The organism is Actinomyces slackii (genome assembly GCF_900637295.1).
GTDB classification, from domain to species: Bacteria; Actinomycetota; Actinomycetes; order Actinomycetales; family Actinomycetaceae; genus Actinomyces; species Actinomyces slackii.
Window position 1 is genome coordinate 1,843,604 of record NZ_LR134363.1, and the last position, 17,227, is coordinate 1,860,830.

General features: G+C 72.4%; 18 protein-coding genes. 11 read left to right on the forward strand and 7 right to left on the reverse strand.

The features are described from left to right. Positions 1-12: 12 nt before the first annotated feature. Together EL266_RS07670 and EL266_RS07675 are read left to right on the forward strand one after the other, a co-directional pair. Positions 13-747: a lysophospholipid acyltransferase family protein gene (locus tag EL266_RS07670; protein ID WP_051281090.1), complete on the forward strand. Its 735-nt coding sequence runs from the start codon at positions 13-15 to the stop codon at positions 745-747. After that, positions 744-1,766: an NAD(P)H-dependent glycerol-3-phosphate dehydrogenase gene (locus EL266_RS07675; protein ID WP_026426798.1), complete on the forward strand. Its 1,023-nt coding sequence runs from the start codon at positions 744-746 to the stop codon at positions 1,764-1,766. Before EL266_RS07670 ends, EL266_RS07675 begins: the two co-directional genes overlap by 4 nt. Positions 1,767-1,829: 63 nt before the next feature. Here the strand turns inward: EL266_RS07675 and EL266_RS07680 are convergent, their stop codons facing one another. Further along, entirely contained in the window at positions 1,830-2,450 is a 621-nt protein-coding gene (locus EL266_RS07680; protein WP_051281086.1) for an AMIN-like domain-containing (lipo)protein, read from the reverse strand. Between the two features lie 92 nt (positions 2,451-2,542). On the opposite strand from EL266_RS07680, the gene EL266_RS07685 reads away from it, so the two are divergent. Further along, on the forward strand, positions 2,543-3,607 hold the full coding sequence (locus tag EL266_RS07685) for an IS630 family transposase (RefSeq protein WP_126412021.1): 1,065 nt from the start codon (positions 2,543-2,545) through the stop codon (positions 3,605-3,607). 203 nt (positions 3,608-3,810) lie between these two features. Here EL266_RS07685 and EL266_RS07690 read toward each other — a convergent pair whose 3' ends face one another. The 4 genes from EL266_RS07690 to EL266_RS07705 are packed head-to-tail and all read right to left on the reverse strand — an operon-like array spanning position 3,811 to position 7,383. After that, positions 3,811-4,515 carry a response regulator gene (locus EL266_RS07690; RefSeq protein ID WP_232011985.1) on the reverse strand — a complete coding sequence of 235 codons (705 nt, stop codon included), beginning with the start codon at positions 4,513-4,515 and terminating at the stop codon, positions 3,811-3,813. After that, positions 4,512-5,603: a sensor histidine kinase gene (locus tag EL266_RS07695; RefSeq protein ID WP_051281354.1), complete on the reverse strand. Its 1,092-nt coding sequence runs from the start codon at positions 5,601-5,603 to the stop codon at positions 4,512-4,514. Before EL266_RS07695 ends, EL266_RS07690 begins: the two co-directional genes overlap by 4 nt. A 47-nt stretch (positions 5,604-5,650) precedes the next feature. Then, positions 5,651-6,481 (reverse strand): ABC transporter permease, encoded by an 831-nt coding sequence (locus tag EL266_RS07700; protein WP_026427599.1) that lies wholly within the window; start codon positions 6,479-6,481, stop codon positions 5,651-5,653. Next, complete coding sequence (locus EL266_RS07705) at positions 6,478-7,383, reverse strand: ABC transporter ATP-binding protein (RefSeq protein WP_026427600.1); 906 nt, start codon at positions 7,381-7,383, stop codon at positions 6,478-6,480. The genes EL266_RS07700 and EL266_RS07705 overlap by 4 nt, the downstream gene beginning before the upstream one ends. 157 nt (positions 7,384-7,540) lie before the next feature. Here EL266_RS07705 and EL266_RS07710 point away from each other — a divergent pair, with 157 nt between their 5' ends. Continuing rightward, the gene (locus tag EL266_RS07710; protein ID WP_026427601.1) at positions 7,541-8,713 is read left to right on the forward strand and encodes a D-alanine--D-alanine ligase family protein; all 1,173 of its coding nucleotides are present in this window, start codon (positions 7,541-7,543) and stop codon (positions 8,711-8,713) included. Further along, positions 8,700-9,737: a thiamine-phosphate kinase gene (locus EL266_RS07715; protein ID WP_026427602.1), complete on the forward strand. Its 1,038-nt coding sequence runs from the start codon at positions 8,700-8,702 to the stop codon at positions 9,735-9,737. Before EL266_RS07710 ends, EL266_RS07715 begins: the two co-directional genes overlap by 14 nt. A 126-nt stretch (positions 9,738-9,863) precedes the next feature. On the opposite strand, the gene rpmB is transcribed toward EL266_RS07715, so the two are convergent. After that, positions 9,864-10,055 (reverse strand): 50S ribosomal protein L28, encoded by a 192-nt coding sequence (rpmB, locus tag EL266_RS07720; RefSeq protein ID WP_003785965.1) that lies wholly within the window; start codon positions 10,053-10,055, stop codon positions 9,864-9,866. Positions 10,056-10,356: 301 nt separating this feature from the next. On the opposite strand from rpmB, the gene EL266_RS07725 reads away from it, so the two are divergent. The 4 genes from EL266_RS07725 (at position 10,357) to EL266_RS07740 (ending at position 15,298) form a co-directional block, all read left to right on the forward strand. Beyond that, positions 10,357-12,237: a DAK2 domain-containing protein gene (locus EL266_RS07725; protein WP_034515331.1), complete on the forward strand. Its 1,881-nt coding sequence runs from the start codon at positions 10,357-10,359 to the stop codon at positions 12,235-12,237. A gap of 180 nt (positions 12,238-12,417) precedes the next feature. Continuing rightward, complete coding sequence (locus tag EL266_RS07730) at positions 12,418-14,667, forward strand: ATP-dependent DNA helicase RecG (RefSeq protein ID WP_026427604.1); 2,250 nt, start codon at positions 12,418-12,420, stop codon at positions 14,665-14,667. Between the two features lie 48 nt (positions 14,668-14,715). Further along, positions 14,716-14,925: a type II toxin-antitoxin system VapB family antitoxin gene (locus EL266_RS07735; protein ID WP_026427605.1), complete on the forward strand. Its 210-nt coding sequence runs from the start codon at positions 14,716-14,718 to the stop codon at positions 14,923-14,925. Beyond that, positions 14,858-15,298 (forward strand): type II toxin-antitoxin system VapC family toxin, encoded by a 441-nt coding sequence (locus EL266_RS07740; RefSeq protein ID WP_331852914.1) that lies wholly within the window; start codon positions 14,858-14,860, stop codon positions 15,296-15,298. The genes EL266_RS07735 and EL266_RS07740 overlap by 68 nt, the downstream gene beginning before the upstream one ends. A gap of 44 nt (positions 15,299-15,342) precedes the next feature. Here EL266_RS07740 and rsmD read toward each other — a convergent pair whose 3' ends face one another. Then, on the reverse strand, positions 15,343-15,921 hold the full coding sequence (gene rsmD, locus EL266_RS07745; protein WP_026427607.1) for a 16S rRNA (guanine(966)-N(2))-methyltransferase RsmD: 579 nt from the start codon (positions 15,919-15,921) through the stop codon (positions 15,343-15,345). A gap of 119 nt (positions 15,922-16,040) precedes the next feature. On the opposite strand from rsmD, the gene coaD reads away from it, so the two are divergent. Beyond that, a complete protein-coding gene (gene coaD / locus EL266_RS07750; RefSeq protein ID WP_026427608.1) occupies positions 16,041-16,538 on the forward strand; it encodes a pantetheine-phosphate adenylyltransferase in 498 nt (165 codons plus the stop codon). 34 nt (positions 16,539-16,572) lie between these two features. After that, complete coding sequence (locus EL266_RS07755; protein ID WP_026427609.1) at positions 16,573-17,142, forward strand: ATP synthase subunit B family protein; 570 nt, start codon at positions 16,573-16,575, stop codon at positions 17,140-17,142. Positions 17,143-17,227: the final 85 nt, after the last annotated feature.

The window sequence follows — 17,227 nt, forward strand, 5'->3', positions numbered from 1 at the left end:
GCGCTCAAGGCCATGTCCCGCCAGCAGGTCACCGGCCAGGAGAACATCCCCCGCCAGGGGGGCTTCATCGCGGTGGCCAACCACCTCACCGAGCTGGACTCGCTGACGGCCATGCGCGCCCTGGTCGACCAGGACGTCCCCGTCTACTCCCTGGCCAAGTCCAGCCTGTTCTCAGTGCCGGTCCTGGGATCCATCCTGCGCGCCGGCGGGCAGATCCCGGTCCACCGCACCTCCACGGATGCGGCCGGCTCCCTGGCGGAGGCCGAGAGGCTCCTGCGGGCGGGGGAGTCGATCATGGTCTTCCCCGAGGGCACCCTGTCTCGCGACCCCCTGCGGTGGCCCATGACCGGCAAGACCGGGGCCGCGCGCCTGGCCATGCGCACCGGGGCGCCGGTGCTGCCCATGGGGCAGTGGGGCGCCCACCTCATCCTGGACGGCTACTCCAAGAAGCTGCGGCCCTTCCCCCGCAAGGACGTGCGCATCACGATCGGCGCCCCACTGGACCTTGGCCGCTTCGGCCAGGACATCGAGGACCGCCAGGCCGTGCGCGAGTGCACCGCCGAGATCATGCGCGCCATCACCGCCCTGGTCGAGGAGCTGCGCGGCGAGAAGGCCCCCCGCCCCTACGACATGCACTACGACGGCGATCCGGGCAAGGGCCAGATCGGCGTGCGCCGCCCCGACCCCGCGCCGGCCCCCGAGTCGGATCCGGGGGAGCAGAGCGCCGGGCAGGAGGGCCAGCCGTGAGCGCCGCCGCTCCGGCGATCACCAGTGCCGCCGTCATCGGATCGGGAGCCTGGGGCACGACCTTCGCCTGGCTGCTGGCCCAGGCCGGCACGCCCACCACGATCTGGGCCCGGCGCAGGCAGGTCGCCGAGGAGATCAACGCCGGGGGCAATGAGCGCTACACCCCGGGGCTGGAGCTGCCCGAGACCATCAGGGCCACCACGGACCTGGCCCAGGCGGTGGCGGGAGCAGGGCTCATCGTCGTCGCCCTGCCCTCCCAGGAGGCCCGCGGGGCCCTGGCGCCCCTGGGCGAGGTGGAGGCGGGGGCTGTGGCCGTCTCCCTCATGAAGGGCATCGAGGCCGGCACGGGGCTGCGCATGAGCCAGGTCCTGGCTCAGGCCCTGGGGCTGGGCCAGGAGCGGGTGGCCGTCATCTCCGGGCCCAACCTCGCCGATGAGATCGCCGCCGGTCAGCCGACCGCCACCGTGGTGGCCGCCGGCGACCAGGAGGTCGCCGCGCGCGTGGCCGCCCTGTGCGCCACCACGGCCTTCCGCCCCTACACCAACACCGACGTTCTGGGAGTCGAGCTGTGCGGCGCGGTCAAGAACGTCATCGCCCTGGCCGTGGGGGCGGCTGCAGGGCGGGGCATGGGGGACAACTCCAAGGCCACGATCATCACCCGGGGCCTGGTGGAGATCACCCGCCTGGGCGCGGCTCTGGGCGCGAGGCCCGAGACCTTCGCGGGGCTGGCGGGCATGGGGGACCTGGTGGCCACCTGCTCCTCGCCGCTGAGCCGCAACCAGGTCTTCGGGCGCCACCTGGGGGAGGGGATGAGCGTTCAGGAGGCTGCCGCGGCCTCGCGCGGCGTGGCCGAGGGCGCCAAGTCCGCGCGCGCGGTCCTGGACCTGGCCGCCGCCCACGGCGTGGAGATGCCCATCACCGCCGGCGTGGTGGCCGTTGTCGAGGGAGCCGCCAGCGTGGCCGAGGTCACCGATGAGCTCCTGGCCCGGCCGCGCAAGGCCGAGGGCCTCCACGCCTGAGACCCGGCCCGGTCCCGGGCGGTCTCAGGCGCGCCGCGCCTGCGCCGCTCCTGGGGGAGGGGCTCACTCGTTCCTGAGGACGTCGATGACCAGGCGGGTGGGGCTGTCCAGGGTGAAGATCCGGAAGTCCTGGGTATCGGTTCCCAGGACGATCTGGTACTCCCCCTCGAAGGGAGCGTCGATGTGGGCGGCCCTGATCCCCGTGCCGTCCACGGTGATGTCCGTCGGCCCGCTGTACTCGGTCTGGGCATCGGGGACGGCTGCCGCGCCGGTGCCCGTGATGACTAGGATGTACTGGCCCTCGATGCTGATCGGGTCGCCCTTGCCCGGCGTGGTGGCCTGGTCGACCCACTGCGGCGCCATCCACCCCGGGGTGCCCTGGCCGGCGAACTCGACGACGACGCGGTCATAGCCCTCGTCCTCGTGCCAGCCGGAGCGCACATCGGTGATGGTCAGCTGGGAGTCGGGGGCGGCCCCCTTCTCCTGGGCGGCGCCCTCCCAGGTCTGTGTGGGACTCTCGGCCGCCTCGTCACCGGTCAGCGACCCCGTGGTGGTCGGCGACTGATCGGCGCCGGCGGCTGTGGCGGCGGCCTGGGCGGTCGGCGAGTTGGCGCTGGATGCCAGCTCCTCGCTCCACTCCCTGGAGTTGCAGGCGCTCAGTGCCAGCGAGCCACCCAGGGCCACGACGAGGGCAGGTATGGCCGAAATTAAACAAAACCGTATTCCGGGGCTTTCTGGGCTGGATATGACGGCACCTTTCGTTGTAGAATTTCTTCATGCACGTGGTTGTGACAGACGAGGAGCAGCAGGTCCTTATCAGGTGGAAGAAGCGAGGTGACTCCCTCATTCTCATCCGGTTGAAAGCTGAGGCTATTCTCTACGCCTCGCACGGCGTTGACCTGGATTTCATTGCGGAGATGGTGGGGCGCACGGTGAGGACTGTTAAGGAGTGGTTGGCGTCTTGGCGTGTCAGCCGTCTGCATTCGGTGGTCACCGGTCATAAGGGAAATCAGAATGCGGCCAAGCTCACCCGCGAGCAGAAGGAGCAGCTCAAAGAGGTTCTGAGCCGGCCACCGTCACAGTCCGGCATCAAGGCGGACTTCTGGGATGTTCCCGCCCTGGCTGACGTGGTGAGGACCAGATTCGACGTGGAGTACGAGTCGGACTCCTCCTACCGGCTGCTCATGCACTTTGCGGGCATGAGCTTCAAGCTGCCCGACCCCTTTGACAAGCGCCGCGACGAGGAGGCCATCACCAAGCGGATGGCCCAGATCCAAGACGAGGTCGCAGACCTCCTGAGCGACGGGTGGGAGGTGTACGCGGCCGATGAGGTGCGCGTGGAGCACGAGGCTGAGACCCGCCGCATGTGGTTGCCCCAGGGTAAACGAACGAAGATCTACGTGGACCGCACCCGCAACGCCTGCTCCTTCTTCGGCGCACTGTCCCTGAGATCCAAGAAGGTCAAGGTCTACCCCATCGAGGGCAACCAGAACACCGAGAAGATCCTCTCCTGCCTGACTCGCCTGGTGCGCGAGACCGATAACGACAAGATCGCCGTGGTTCTCGACAATGCCGGGTTCCACCACGCCAAAGCGCTAAGAGAGCAGCTTCAGCCCGGAGGCCGGCTCGAGAGCCTCAAGCTCATCTACCTGCCGCCCTACGCACCCGACCACAATCCGGTCGAGCACGTCTGGAACACCGCCAAAGGCACAATCGCGAACATCCAGAGAGACACCCCCGAGGAGACCTACACCGCATTCATGGGCTACATCAACACCCGCACCTTCGACTACGACTTCGAACACCTCCCAAACATCACGCCAGCACACGATCTTGTTTAATTCTGGCCATAGGAGGTGATAGTGCTTCATGATATCTCCAGGACTGTCTCGATCTGTATGGTGCGCGCAAATCCAGAGTACGGCGCATCCGTGCTGAGCACCGGAATCGGCATGGAGGAGAACTCTCCATCCGGGGTGGAGCCCAGCCCGCGACCGGCCGGGGGAGCGGCCCGCAGGGCCGGCAGGGCCAGCGCAACGCCGCCTCAGACCTCCAGCGCGCCGCGCCGAATCGCCTCGGCCACGGCCGCCGCCCGAGAGTCCACGCCGAGCTTGGTGTAGGCGCGCAGCAGATGCGTCTTGACAGTGGCCTCCGAGACGAACAGCCGCGCGCCGATCTGCGCGTTCGACAGCCCCTGGGCCACATGGCCCAGCACCTGGGTCTCCCGGGGCGAGAGGGCCGGCTCGCAGGCCCTCTTGGTGGCCCGGCGCGAGGCGCGCAGGAGGCGGGCGGCGATCTCGGGCGACAGCGACGAGCGCCCCAGGGCCGCGGTGCGCACCGCCTCGGCGATCTGCTCGCGGGTGGAGTCCTTGAGCAGGTAGCCGATCGCCCCGGCCTCCACGGCGCGCGAGACATCCGAGTCCGCCTCATACGTGGTCAGGATGACGACCTGGGCCGGGCTGGGCAGGGCCCGGATCCGGCGCGTGGCCTCCACGCCGCTCATCGCCGGCATGCGCAGGTCCATGAGGACCACGTCCGGGCGCGTCACGGCGGCCAGTTCCACCGCCCGAGCGCCGTCGCGGGCCTCGCCGACGACGTCGATCCCGGGCTCGCGCCCCAGGAGCTGAACGATCCCGGAGCACACCACCGGATGATCGTCCACGACCAGGAGGCGAATGCTGCCCACGGGGCCTGTGGGCGCGCTGACGGTGCGGGGAGCCGTCTCGAGCAGGGCGGGCGTGGAACTCACATCGGTATTCTGGCCTCCAGGAGCGTGCCCGTCATGCCGTTGGGCGCATGAGTGCTGGCCGGGTCCACCGTCAGTGACCCGCCCAGGGTCCCCAGGCGCTCGCGCATCCCCGTTATTCCGGTGCCCTCGGGCGCCCCGCGAAGCCCGACGCCGTCGTCCACCACCCGCACGACGAGATCGGGGGCGCTGGCCTCGGCGGCGACCTCGACGGCGACCTCGACACGCGTCCAGGAGGCATGGGCGTGGCGGCGCACATTGGTCAGCGCCTCCTGGACGACCCGCAGGGTCGCCGCCTCCACCTGCGGGGCGAGCTCGCGATCCAGGCGCAGGTCGAGCTCGGGCACGGGGCTGCCGTCCTGGGCCTGGGCCTGGCACAGGCGGGCCAGCGCCTCGCGCAGCCCGCCGCGCAGCGCCACCGGCTGATCCCCGGCGATGAGGGCCCGGGCCTCGCGCAGGCCCTCGCGCGAGATCGCGATGATGCGCTCATGGGCCGCCTCCGCCTCCTGGCCCGAGGAGGAGGCGGCCACCTGCGCCAGGGTGATGAGGGAGACGAAGGACTGGGCCAGGGTGTCGTGCACCTCATGCGCCCAGCGCTGGCGCTCAGCGCTGGCGGCGGCCGCGCGCTCGGCGGATACCAGTGCCCCCTGGGCCGCGGCCAGCTCGTCAAGGGCCTGCCGGGTGGCGGTCAGGGCGTCCTCCTTGTCCGCCAGCGCCCGGCGGGTCCGCTGGCGCATGGAGTCCAGCAGGACGAGCCACACGCCGATGCTCAAGGACCCCGCCGCTGACAGCACGGCGACGGTCACGGCCGGCCACCACCCGATCGGGACGCTCAGGGCCAGGGCGATGCCCGCCGCGAAGACCAGGGTCGCCGTGATCGCGCTGCGCAGCGAGCGGTGCGTGATCCACAGGGCCGGGTAGACGACCGACATGCCCCCGCAGGCCAGGGGCGTGAGGGTCAGCAGGTACAGGTTGAGCGCGGCCAGGGCCCATGCGGCCGCGCACCACCACCAGCGCTCGAAGGAGGTGATCGGCTCGATCTTCTCAGTGGCCTCACGCGGAGCGGCGGTGGCAGGGGCGGTGGCGCTCATGGGGGCAGTGTGACCGATGGGCGCCGCAGGGCCTCTGCCCGGAGACCTCATCGGTCGAAGGTGTCCCGGCGCGAGGCGATGATCGCCCACAGCAGGCCGATGAGGACCCAGCAGGCCACCATCGCCAGGCCGGTGGCGGTCTGCCAGGAGCCGCCCTGCTCGCCGGCCTTGAGGGCGTCGGGCAGGAAGCCCTGGCGCAGCAGCTGGGCGGACCACCGCACGGGCAGGATGGAGGCGCCGGTCACCAGCCAGCCGGGCAGCATGGACATGGGCAGGAAGATCCCGGAGACGAAGGGGACGATGATGAAGATGGGCAGGACCACCCCCAGGGTGACCTGGGCGCTGCGCAGCGTGCGCCCCAGCGCGATGCCGAGGGCCGCGCAGTAGGCGATCGTCAGCAGGCAGGTGAGCAGGATCAGCCCCCAGGATGCCGGCGAGGTGGGCAGGGGCACGCCCATCACCAGGCCGCCGGTGAGGATGAGCGCCGCCGTGCACAGGGCGGTGATGATCGCAGCGGAGACGATCTTGCCGGTCAGGAAGGCCCAGGCCGGGCAGGGCAGCAGGGCCAGGCGCTTGAGGAGGCCCTCCTCGCGCTCACTGGTCACGTCCACCGAGAGGTTGAACAGGCAGTTGGACATCAGTCCGATGACCACCATCGAGGGCAGGGAGTAGGCGGCGTGGGTCAGGCCCCCGGGGTAGGGCTGGGTGAAGACGGCGGAGAACAGGACGTAGATGCCCACCGGGTAGGCCATGGCCATGATGATGACGATCGGGGTGCGAGCCATCTTTCGCAGGTTGGTGACCGCCAGCCCGGTCACGATGCGCCACGCCGGTCCGGGGCGGCGCGCGGCGCGTGCAGGGGCGGTGGCGGCGGTCATGAGGCCCTCCTGGTGGATGCGGGTGCGGAGTCATCAGCGTGGTGGTGCGCCTCGATGAGCGCGAGGTAGTGGTCCTCCAGGCTCGGGCGCACGACCTGAAGGCCCGGCACCTCGCCGTCGGGCCCGCGCAGGCGGCCCATGAGGTCGGCCAGGACAGCGGTGGGGGCGGGGGTGTCGAGGCGGTGGGCGGTCCCGTTCTCGATCCACGAGACGGTGGCGCCCTGGTCGGAGCGGGCGCGCAGGTCGGCGGGGCTGCCCTGCTCGACGATGCGCCCCTCCAGGAGGATGGCGACCTCGTCGGCCAGGACCTCCGCCTCGTCGAGGTAGTGGGTGGTCAGCAGGATGGTCGTGCCCTCGCTCTTGAGGTCGGCGACCAGGCGCCACAGGGCCCGGCGCGCCCCGGGATCGAAGCCGGTGGTCGGCTCATCGAGGAAGAGCAGCTCGGGGCGGCCCACGATGGCCAGGGCGATGTCGAGGCGACGCCGTCGCCCACCGGACAGGCGCCCGGCGCGGGTGCGCGCGTCGTCGGCCAGGCCCACGCGCTCGATGGCCTCCTCGACTGCCATGGGCTGGGTGAAGAAGCGCGAGGCGAGCTCCACGGCCTCCCGCACGCTCAGCTGGCCGAGGTCGCCGGAGGCCTGGGACACGACTCCCAGGCGGGCCCTCCAGGACCTGGTGCGCGGGGCCGGGTCCTGGCCGAGCACCCGCACCGTGCCAGAGGTGGCGCGGCGCAGGCCCTGGAGGATCTCGACCGCCGTGGTCTTGCCGGCCCCGTTGGGGCCCAGCAGGCACAGGGTGGCCCCGTGCGGGATCTCCAGGTCCAGGCCGCGCAGGACCCTCTTGGGCGGGTAGTCCTTGGTCAGCTCGTGGATCTGGACCGCGGGAGTCGGGGAGTGAGCCATGACATGACTATGGACCCGTCGGGAGGGTCGGTTGTATCCGTGGTCAGGTGGACAGTTCTATCCATCTCTCGGTGGACAGATATGAGGAAAAACAAGGGAAAAACGATGGTGACGCCCGGTGGGCGTGCCTCGCGCGCAGCGGCGGTAGCCTGTGCCCATGCCTGATGCCCTGGACCCAGCCGCCAGCTCTGAGAACGGCGCGAGCGCGCCTGACCGGCCCCGCGTCGCCGTCGTCTTCGGCGGGCGCAGCGGGGAGCACACGATCTCCTGCGCCACCGCCGCGGGCGTGCTCTCCGCCATCGACCGTCAGCGCTACGAGGTCCTGCCCGTGGGCATCACCCCGTCGGGCAAGTGGGTGCTAGTCGATGACGACCCCTCGGCCCTGGAGCTGCGCGATGACGCCCCGCCGGTGGAGATCACCGCCGACGGCCTGGGACGCGGCGAGCTGGCCATGCGCCTGGGCGGCGGGGCCCCGGTGGCCCTGACCGCCGAGGGACCCAGCGTCCTGGGGGAGATCGACGTCGTCCTGCCCCTGCTCCACGGCCCCTACGGCGAGGACGGCACGATCCAGGGGCTGCTGGAGATGCTGGGCCTGCCCTATGTGGGCTGCGGAGTCCTGGCCTCGGCGGCCGGCATGGACAAGCAGGTCACCAAGGTGCTGCTGGCCGATGCCGGCATCCCCACCGCCCCCCACGTGGTGGTCGGCCCCCATGCCTGGCGCCGCGAGAGCGAGGCGATCCTGGAGGCCTGCCAGTCACTGGACTACCCGCTGTTCGTCAAGCCCGCCCGCGCCGGCTCCTCCCTGGGCATCACGAAGGTCGACCGCCCCGAGGACCTGCGCGCCGCCATCGAGGCCGCCCGCGAGGTCGACCCCAAGGTGCTCGTGGAGTCCGGGATCACCGGCCGCGAGATCGAGGTGGCCGTCCTGGGCGGGCGAGGGGATGAGCCCCCGCGGGTCGCCGAGCCCGGCGAGATCGTCATGGACGCCTCCCAGGGGGCCGGGGAGTTCTACGACTACGAGACCAAGTACCTGGCCCATGACGCCGTGGCCATGGTCTGCCCTGCGCGCATCTCCCCGGCCGAGCGCGAGCTGCTCATGGAGACCGCCGCCCGGGCCTTCGAGGCCCTGGGCGCCGAGGGACTGACCCGGGTGGACTTCTTCCTGACCCCCCAGGGCCAGGCCATCGTCAACGAGGTCAACACCATGCCGGGCTTCACGCCCTACTCCATGTACCCCTACATGTGGCAGGTCTCGGGCCTGTCCTACGGGGAGCTCGTCACTGAGCTCATCGAGCTGGCCCGCACCCGCTCCACGGATGTCAACCGCTGAGCCCCCTGCGGTCGCTCCCGGCGCGACCGTGGCCGAGCTCGGCGAGGAGGCGCTGATCGCCCTGATCACCCCGATGCTTCCCCACGCGCCGGGCGAGTTGGTGGGCAGCGGGGATGACTGCGCGGTCCTGGCCCTGCCGGATGGCTGCGCGGCGCTCAGCACGGATGTGCTGGTTGAGGGCCGCCACTTCCGCGCGCACTGGTCCACCGGGCATGACGTCGGGCGGCGGGCCGCCGCTCAGAACCTGGCCGACGCCGCCGCCATGGGCGCGCTGCCCACCGCCCTGGTGGTCGGCCTGGTCATGCCGCCCACGACCACGGTGGACTGGGTGCGGGACTTCGCCGCCGGACTGGCGGCCGGCTGCCGCGAGTGCGGGGCCGGGGTCGTGGGCGGGGACTTGAGCGCCGGTGAGAGCCTCATGGTGGCGGTCACCGTTGTGGGGGACCTCCAGGGGCGCGCCCCCGTGCTGCGCAGCGGGGCGAGGCCTGGGGACGCCGTGGTGCATGTGGGCACCCTGGGGCGCAGCGCCGCTGGATGGGCGCTGCTGGAGGCCGGGCTGGCGCCGCGCGCCGAGACCATCGCGCGGGCCGCCGCGTGCCTGGATGCCTTCCGCGCCCCGAGACCGCCCCTGCATGCCGGTCCCGCCCTGGCCGCGGCCGGGGCCAGTTCCATGATGGATGTCTCCGACTCGCTGCTGCGCGACGCCGGCAGGATCGCCCGCGCCTCCTCCGTGGTCCTCGACCTGGGGGAGCCGGAGGCGGTGCTGGGCGCTGATGTGGAGCTCCTGGAGGAGGTCGCCGCTGTGCTCCCCGGCACGCGGCCGCGCGAGCTGGCCCGGTGGTGGGTGCTGACCGGGGGAGAGGATCACGGCCTGCTGGCCACCGTCCCCCAGGCCTCCCTGGGCTCGCTGCCCGACGGCGCCCGGGTGATCGGTCGGGTGCGCGAGGCCTCGGCCCAGGGCCCAGGGGTCCTGGTGGGTGGCCGCAGCGCGGGAGCGGACCTGGGCTGGGATCACTTCGGCTGATGGGCGCGGGGCCCTGCGCTGCCGATCGCGGCGCGCACTCCGCGCAGCCCATTCCGGGCACGCATGACGAAGGCCGCCGTCCTCGGCAGAGGCGGCGGCCTTGCGCTGCTCAAGCAGGGGGCGCGCTCAGATGTTGCGCGTCACCTTGCCGGCCTTGAGGCAGGACGTGCACACATTGAGACGCTTGGGGGCGCCGTTCACGAGTGCGCGCACGCGCTGGATGTTGGGGTTCCACCGGCGGTTGGTCCGCACGTGGGAGTGCGAGACGCTCTTGCCGAAGATGGGGCCCTTGCCGCAGACATCGCACACAGCAGCCACGGTCTCACTCCTGATCTTCCACGCTGGAGCGCTCAGGCCGATACGGCCCTGCGCTAGGTCCACCGCCCAGAGCGCTGGTGCGCTGGGCAACCCGCACACCATAGCCGATGCCCTTGGCAGGGCCCAAGCGGGGTGGGCGTGTGCTCAGGCACATGCCGTGGCCGGGAGCGGTGGAACCGCTGTCACCTGCTTCGATAGGACAAGCGAGAATTGACCGGCTAGCCTGAATCCAACGGCGGCGGGCCCAGGACCCGGGCCGGCCGTACCCCACGGCGAGATCTCAATGATGAAGGAGGCAGGCATGGCGCAGCCAGGCGGCACCGGGCCGATCCTGCCTCGAGGCGCGTCCAGCGGTCTTGATGGGGATCTGGTGCGCCAGTGGGTGGAGCTGGCCGAGTCCGTGGCCGCCGAGGTCCGCGATCTGGTCGATTCCCTCAACGTCTTCCCCGTCCCGGACTCCGACACCGGCACCAATGTGCTGCTGACCCTGCGCTCGGCCAGCGATGCCCTGGTGCGCCTGCCCCGGGCCGCCGACGCCGCCCAGGTCGCGCGGGCGGCCGCCGATGGCGCGGTGCGCGGAGCGCGCGGCAACTCCGGTCTGCTCATCTCCCAGGCCCTGGCCGCCCTGGCCGATATCTGCGCCGAGGCCCCCGACCCCACCAGCCTGCGCCCCGTGGAGCTGGTGGCCGCCTATGAGCGCATGGCCACCACCACCTGGCAGGCGGTCTCCAGGCCGGTGACCGGCACCCTGCTGACAGTGGCCCGCGACGCGGCCCTGGCCGCCCGCACCGCCTTGCAGGAGTCCAGTGCCGCAGCGCCCGCCTCGATCAGCTCCATCGCCGCGGCGGCGGCCTTCGGCGCCCAGGAGTCCGTGGTCGAGACCGTGGGACTGGGGCACGGGCCGGTGGATGCCGGCGGGGCCGCCTTCATGCTGCTGCTGACCTGCCTGTCGGACTGCATCGACACCCCTGAGCAGGTCGCGCTGGAGCGGGTGGGCCCGGGAGGCGGCCTGCAGCCCAGGGCGCCCTACACCGCGGTGGCCCACCAGATGCTGGTGGACCTGGCGGTGGGGGGAGTGCGCCACGACGCCGAGCGGAATCAGGGCATGTCCACCGGGGAGTTCGAGGTCATGTACCTCCTGGAGGCCACCGCCGCCCAGGCCGATCAGCTGCGCCAGGACCTGGGGCGCATCGGGGACTCGGTGGGCGTGGTGGGAACCCCAGACGCCCTGGGCGTGGGCCTCTATCAGGTCCATGTCCACACCGACACCCCCCGTGCGGCCCTGCCGCGCCAGGGGCGCGCCCGCCAGACCTGCATCCACCACCTCCACCCCACCGCCCTGGTCGCCCCCGCTGACGAGCCCCCCTCCCCGTGGGGCGAGGGCGGTGACCCCCAGGGCCACGTGGTGTCCTTCGAGCGCCTGGCGGCCCGGCGCGCCGAGCGCAAGGCCCAATCGGTGCGCATGCACCCCTCACAGGCCGCCACCGCTCGCGCCCCCCAGGCCTACCGGCGCCCCCCTCGACCCTCACCGGCCCGCCATGAGGGCATCGGCGTCATCGCCTGCACCCGGGCGCCCGGGCTCATCGAGCAGCTCGCCCGCTCGGGCGCCGTCGTCGTCCTGGACCCGGACCGCGACGGGATCGTGCGCGCCGCCGGGGATCTGGGCGCCGCCCAGGCCATCGTCCTTCCCTGCGACGCCGCCTGCACCGAGGCGGCCCACGAGGCCGCACGATTCCTGGCCGCCCGCTCGGCCGCCTCCACGGTCGCCGCGCCACCGGGGGCGCACGGGCCGCGCGGCTCCTCTCAGGGCGCCCCGCAGGCGGAGGGCATCCAGCTCCTGGTCTGCGACACCGATGACGAGGCCCGGGTCCTGGCGGCCGCCGTGGCCGCGGCCGGGCGAGCGCAGGACGCCGAGCTGGCCGACCTCGCCCGTCGCGCCTGGAGCGCCGGGGCCAGCCTGCGCACCATCGCCCTGGACGGCCCGGCCGCCGAGGCCGAGGCCGTGGCCCGCACCGTCGCCGCCGCCCTGAGGCCCGACGACGAGCTCCTGACAGTCATCACCGGCCGCCACGCCGGCCGGGACGTCGGAGCCCTGGCCGCCGGGGCCGCGGGCCCCGAGGTCGAGGTCGCCATCCACGCCGGGGGCCAGCAGCGCCCCGATGTCCTCATCGCCATCGAGTAGGCGCCCGGAGCCGCCGCGCATGCGATGGCGGGCAATGACCGGGCCGTGCCCTGCTGTGGGGTAGCCTGCACGCAACCCGCCCCGAGGCGGGCCCGCACCTCAGGAGATCGCAGGCCACCGCTCATCGCCATGACACCATCCGCAGCTCCGCGCGGCGCCGTCCCGCCGCTGGACCGGTCCCTGGAGCGGCTGGTCGGCAAGGCCACCGCCACCCAGCTGGCCAAGCAGGGGCTGACCCGCGGCGCCGACCTCCTGCGCCACCTGCCCCGCCGCTACGACACCTGGGGAGAGCTGACCGACCTGGCCGCCCTCATCGAGGGCGAGCAGGCCACCATCCAGGCCCAGGTGCTCCGCTCCTCCTCCCGCCGCACCCGTGCCGGCAGGCCCCCCGCCCTCATGGAGGCCACCGTCACCGACGGCGCCGCCACCATGGACGTCGTGCTCTTCGGCGCGGCCGGCCAGATGAAGGCCGTCGCCGAGCAGCTGCGCCCGGGCACCACCGTCCTGCTCTCGGGCAAGGTCTCCCGGCACCAGGGCCGCAGGCAGCTGGCCTCCCCCCGCTTCCACGTCCTGGACGAGCTCGACGAGGCTGAGCGCGAGGCCCTCCTGGCCCGCCCCATGCCCATCTACCCGGCCACCGACTCCCTGCCCTCCTGGCGCGTGGCCAAGGCGGTGCGCACCGTCCTGGACCAGCTGGGCCCGCAGGACGTCCCCGAGCCCCTGCCCGAGCGGATCCGGCGCCAGGCAGGGCTCATCGACGCCCTGACGGCCTATCAGTGGGCCCACAGCCCCCGGGACGCCCAGCAGTGGCGCGCCGCCCGCAACCGCCTGCGCCATGAGGAGGCCCTCATCCTCCAAACGGCCCTGGCCCAGCGCCGCGCCCACCATGAGGCCACCCGCACCGCCGTCGCCTGGCCCCTCCCCGAGCCCAGCGGGAGCCTCCTGGCCGACCTGGACGCCTCCCTGCCCTACGCCCTGACCGACGGGCAGCGGCGCGTGGGCGCCGAGCTGGCGGCCGAGCTCGCCGGGACCGTGCCCATGCAGCGCCTCCTGCAGGGGGATGTCGGCTCGGGCAAGACCCTGGTGGCGCTGCGCGCCATGCTCCAGGTGGTCGGGGCCGGGGGGCAGGCCGCCCTGCTGGCCCCCACCGAGGTCCTGGCCACCCAGCACCACGCCTCCCTGAGCGCCATCCTGGGCCCACTGGCCCGCGGCGGCATGCTCGATGGCGCCGAGCGCGCCACCCGCATCCACCTGCTGACCGGCTCCACCCCCGCCGCCCAGCGCCGCGACATCCTGGCGGACCTGGCCGGGGGCGCCGGGGCCATCGTCGTGGGCACCCATGCCCTGCTGTCCGACACCGTCCAGATCCCCTTCCTGGGGCTGGTGGTGGTCGACGAGCAGCACCGCTTCGGCGTGGCCCAGCGCGACGCCCTGCGGGAGCGCGGCGGGGCCGCCGACCCCGTGACCGGCCAGCGCCGCACCCCCCACCTGCTGGTCATGACCGCCACCCCGATCCCGCGCACCATCGCCATGACGGTCTTCGGTGACCTGGCCACCTCGGTCCTGGATGAGCTGCCCGCCGGCCGTAGCCCCGTGGTCACGTATCTGGTGCCCTGGCAGCGGCAGACCTGGGTGGAGGGCATCTGGCGGCGCGCCGCCCAGGAGGTGGCCGGCGGCGGGCGCGTCTACGTCGTGTGCCCCCGCATCAGTGCCGACCAGGATGCCGATCAGGATGCCGACCAGGACGAAGAGACCGGCGGGCCTGATCCCGCGGGACCCGCCGAGCCCGCCGGTCCCGAGCAGGCCCCCGCCAGGCCACTGGCCGCCGTCGAGGAGTGGGTGGAGCGCCTGAGCGGTGAGCCCGCCCTGGCCGGCATCGCGGTGGGCGCCCTGACCGGGCGCATGACCAGCGCCGAGAAGGAGGAGGCCATGGGGGCCTTCTCCTCAGGGGCCGCCCCCATCCTGGTGTCCACCACCGTCATCGAGGTCGGCGTCGACGTGCCCGAGGCCACCATGATGGTCATCCTGGACGCCGACCGCTTCGGCCTGTCCCAGCTCCACCAGCTGCGCGGGCGCGTGGGGCGCGGAAGCGCCGAGGCCATCTGCATGGCCGTGACCGGCGTGGAGGTCGGCACCACCGCCTTCCACCGGCTCAAGGCCTTCGCCTCCACCACTGACGGCTTCGCCCTGGCCGAGGCCGACCTGGAGCTGCGCAGCGAGGGCGACGTGCTGGGCGCCTCCCAGTCGGGCCGCGCCTCCGGCCTGGACCTGCTGCGCGTGACCCGCGACGCCGAGCTCCTGACCACCGCCCGGCGCCAGGCCGAGGAGATCATCGCCGCCGACCCCGAGCTGACGGAGCACCGGGCGCTCGCGGCCGCCATCGTCGACCGCCTCGATGAGGAGTCCCAGGCTTACCTCGCGCGCTCCTGAGCATGGACAAGAGCATCCTTCTGCATCAGAATTGATGCAGGAGGAACCATGCGCACCACGATCACACTCGACGACGACCTTGTGGAACGAGCAAGCGAGTTGACAGGCATTACCGAGCGGGCTGCGCTTGTGAGGCAGGCGGTCAGCACTCTCATCAGAGTGGAGTCTTCGCGGCGTCTCATCGCACTCGGTGGCTCCGACCCTGCCGCCGAAGCGGCCCCGCGCCATCGAGGCATGCGGGACCGGCAGGATTGCTGACCGGCTCCGCATGATCCTCATAGACACCAACGTGTGGATAGACCACCTGCACGTCAGCGACAACCGTCTCGTGGCCCTCCTCGAGAGAGATGAGGCTGCCACCCACGAGGCCGTCCTCACCGAACTGGCGCTTGGATCTATCAAGAACCGTGAGAAGGTCCTCAACTCCCTGGGATCTCTACGACGGGTGCCCCAGATCTCCGATTGCGAGGTCCGCTGGTTCACCGAGCGTCGCCGCCTATGGGGAAGGGGCCTGTCCGCCGTAGACGTGCACCTACTTGCATCCGTTGTCGCCGAGCGGGGTGCGCTGCTGTGGACTAGGGATAAGCGCCTGGCAGCTGCCGCCGACGAACTCGGGGTTGGTTATCGATAGACGGCGGCCGTACGGCGCTCAAGGCACAGGCGATGAGCAGGGCGTCAGTCGGCATGGTCGCCTGCAGCCGGCTCGGCGAACCAGACGGCGGTCTCCCCGTAGCGCTTGTGAGAGAAGCGGCGCAGGCCCGCCGGCCAGGGCGGCTCGGGGGAGCGGGTCGAGCGCTCGACCACCACCACCGCCCCCGGCACCAGCCAGGGATCCTCCGCGCGGGCCAGGGGCTCCAGCATGGCCGCCAGTGACTCCTGGTCTGCGTCGTAGGGCGGGTCGATGAGGACCAGGTCCACAGGCGCGCCGGCAGCGCCCTCCACATACGCCGAGGCACTGGCCTTGACCACGCGCACGCCGGCCAGCCCCAGGGAGCGGGCATTGCGCTGGCAGGCGGCGACCGCGGGCTTGGCGCTGTCCACCAGGGCCACCTCGGCGGCGCCCCGGCTGGCGGCCTCCAGGCCCAGCGCCCCCGATCCGGCGCACAGGTCCACCACACGGGCGCCGCGGACCACCCCGTAGTGCTCCAGGCGGGAGAACAGCGCCTCGCGCACCCTCTCCGAGGTGGGGCGAGTCCCCGCCGTGGGCACCTCAAGCCGCCTGCCGCCGGCCACGCCGGCCACGATCCTGGTCATGGTCCCGACCCTACCCGCCTGTGGCAGCGAGCCCGGTGCCGGGGCCGGGCTCGCCGCTGGGACTCGGCGACTCGGCGCGCGTCCCGCACGCCACTGGGCCCGGCCGCTAGCGTGGGGACATGAGCCTCGCCGTCTACCCTGGGAGCTTCGACCCCCTGACCCTGGGGCATGTCGATATCGCCGGGCGCGCGGCAGCGCTGTTCGACCGGGTGGTGATCGCCATCGCCCACAACGCGGACAAGACCGGGCGCTACCTGCTGGAGGCCCCCACTCGCGCCGAGCTGGCCCGCCAGGCCACGGCCGATATCCCGGGCGTCGAGGTGGACCTGGTGCCCGGGCTGCTGGCCGACTACTGCCGCGCACGCGGCGCCACCGCCATCGTCAAGGGCCTGCGCCACGGCAGCGACCTGGATGCCGAGGTGCCCATGGCCCTGCTCAACCGGGACCTGGGCGCCCCCGAGACCGTGTTCCTGCCGGCCTCCCCGGCCCACGGCCACATATCCTCCTCCCTGGTCAAGGATGTCGCCCGGCATGGGGGCGATGTCCACGGCCTGGTGCCCGACGCCGTCGCCCGGGCCCTGGCCGCAGCCCTGCCTGCCGGCCGGGATTCCCAGTAGGCCCCGGCTCCCCGAACAACCGAGAGGACCAACCGTGACGACCAGCCGCGATGCCGGAGACGACCTGCTGCGCATCCTCGACCAGCTCGGCGAGCTCGTCGCCCAGGCGCGCTCGATGCCCATGAGCTCCTCGGTCATCGTCAACCGGGAGTCGGTCCTCGACCTCATCGATCGAGCCCGGCGCTCGGTGCCCATGGCCGTGCGCCGGGCCGAGGAGATCGTCGCCGACGCCGACGCGGTCCTGGCCCAGGGCCGTGAGGAGTCCGAGCGGCTCATCGAGCACGCCCACCAGGAGGCCGAGAGGCTCGTGGCCGGGGAGAACGTGGTGCGCATGGCCAATGACCGGGCCGATGCCATCATCAAATCAGCCGAGGACAAGGCCGCCTCCCTGCGCCACGGCGCCGATGAGTACTCCGACCGCGCCCTGGCCGGCCTGGAGTCGGAGGTCGCCAAGATCGCCGAGCAGGTGCGCGCGGGCCGCGAGGTCTTGGCCACCCGCCTGGACACCTGGCAGGCGGACTCCGGCCAGGCCGCCGTCGGCGAGGTCCAGGAGCCGGTGCGGCGCCGCTCCAACTGGTCCGTGGACCCCGGCGCGCTGCGCTGAGACCATTCTCAGCCCACGTCAGCCCACGGCAGTCCATGTCAGGCCACTGCAGTCCACCACGGCGGGTACAGTCGCGCCGCACGCA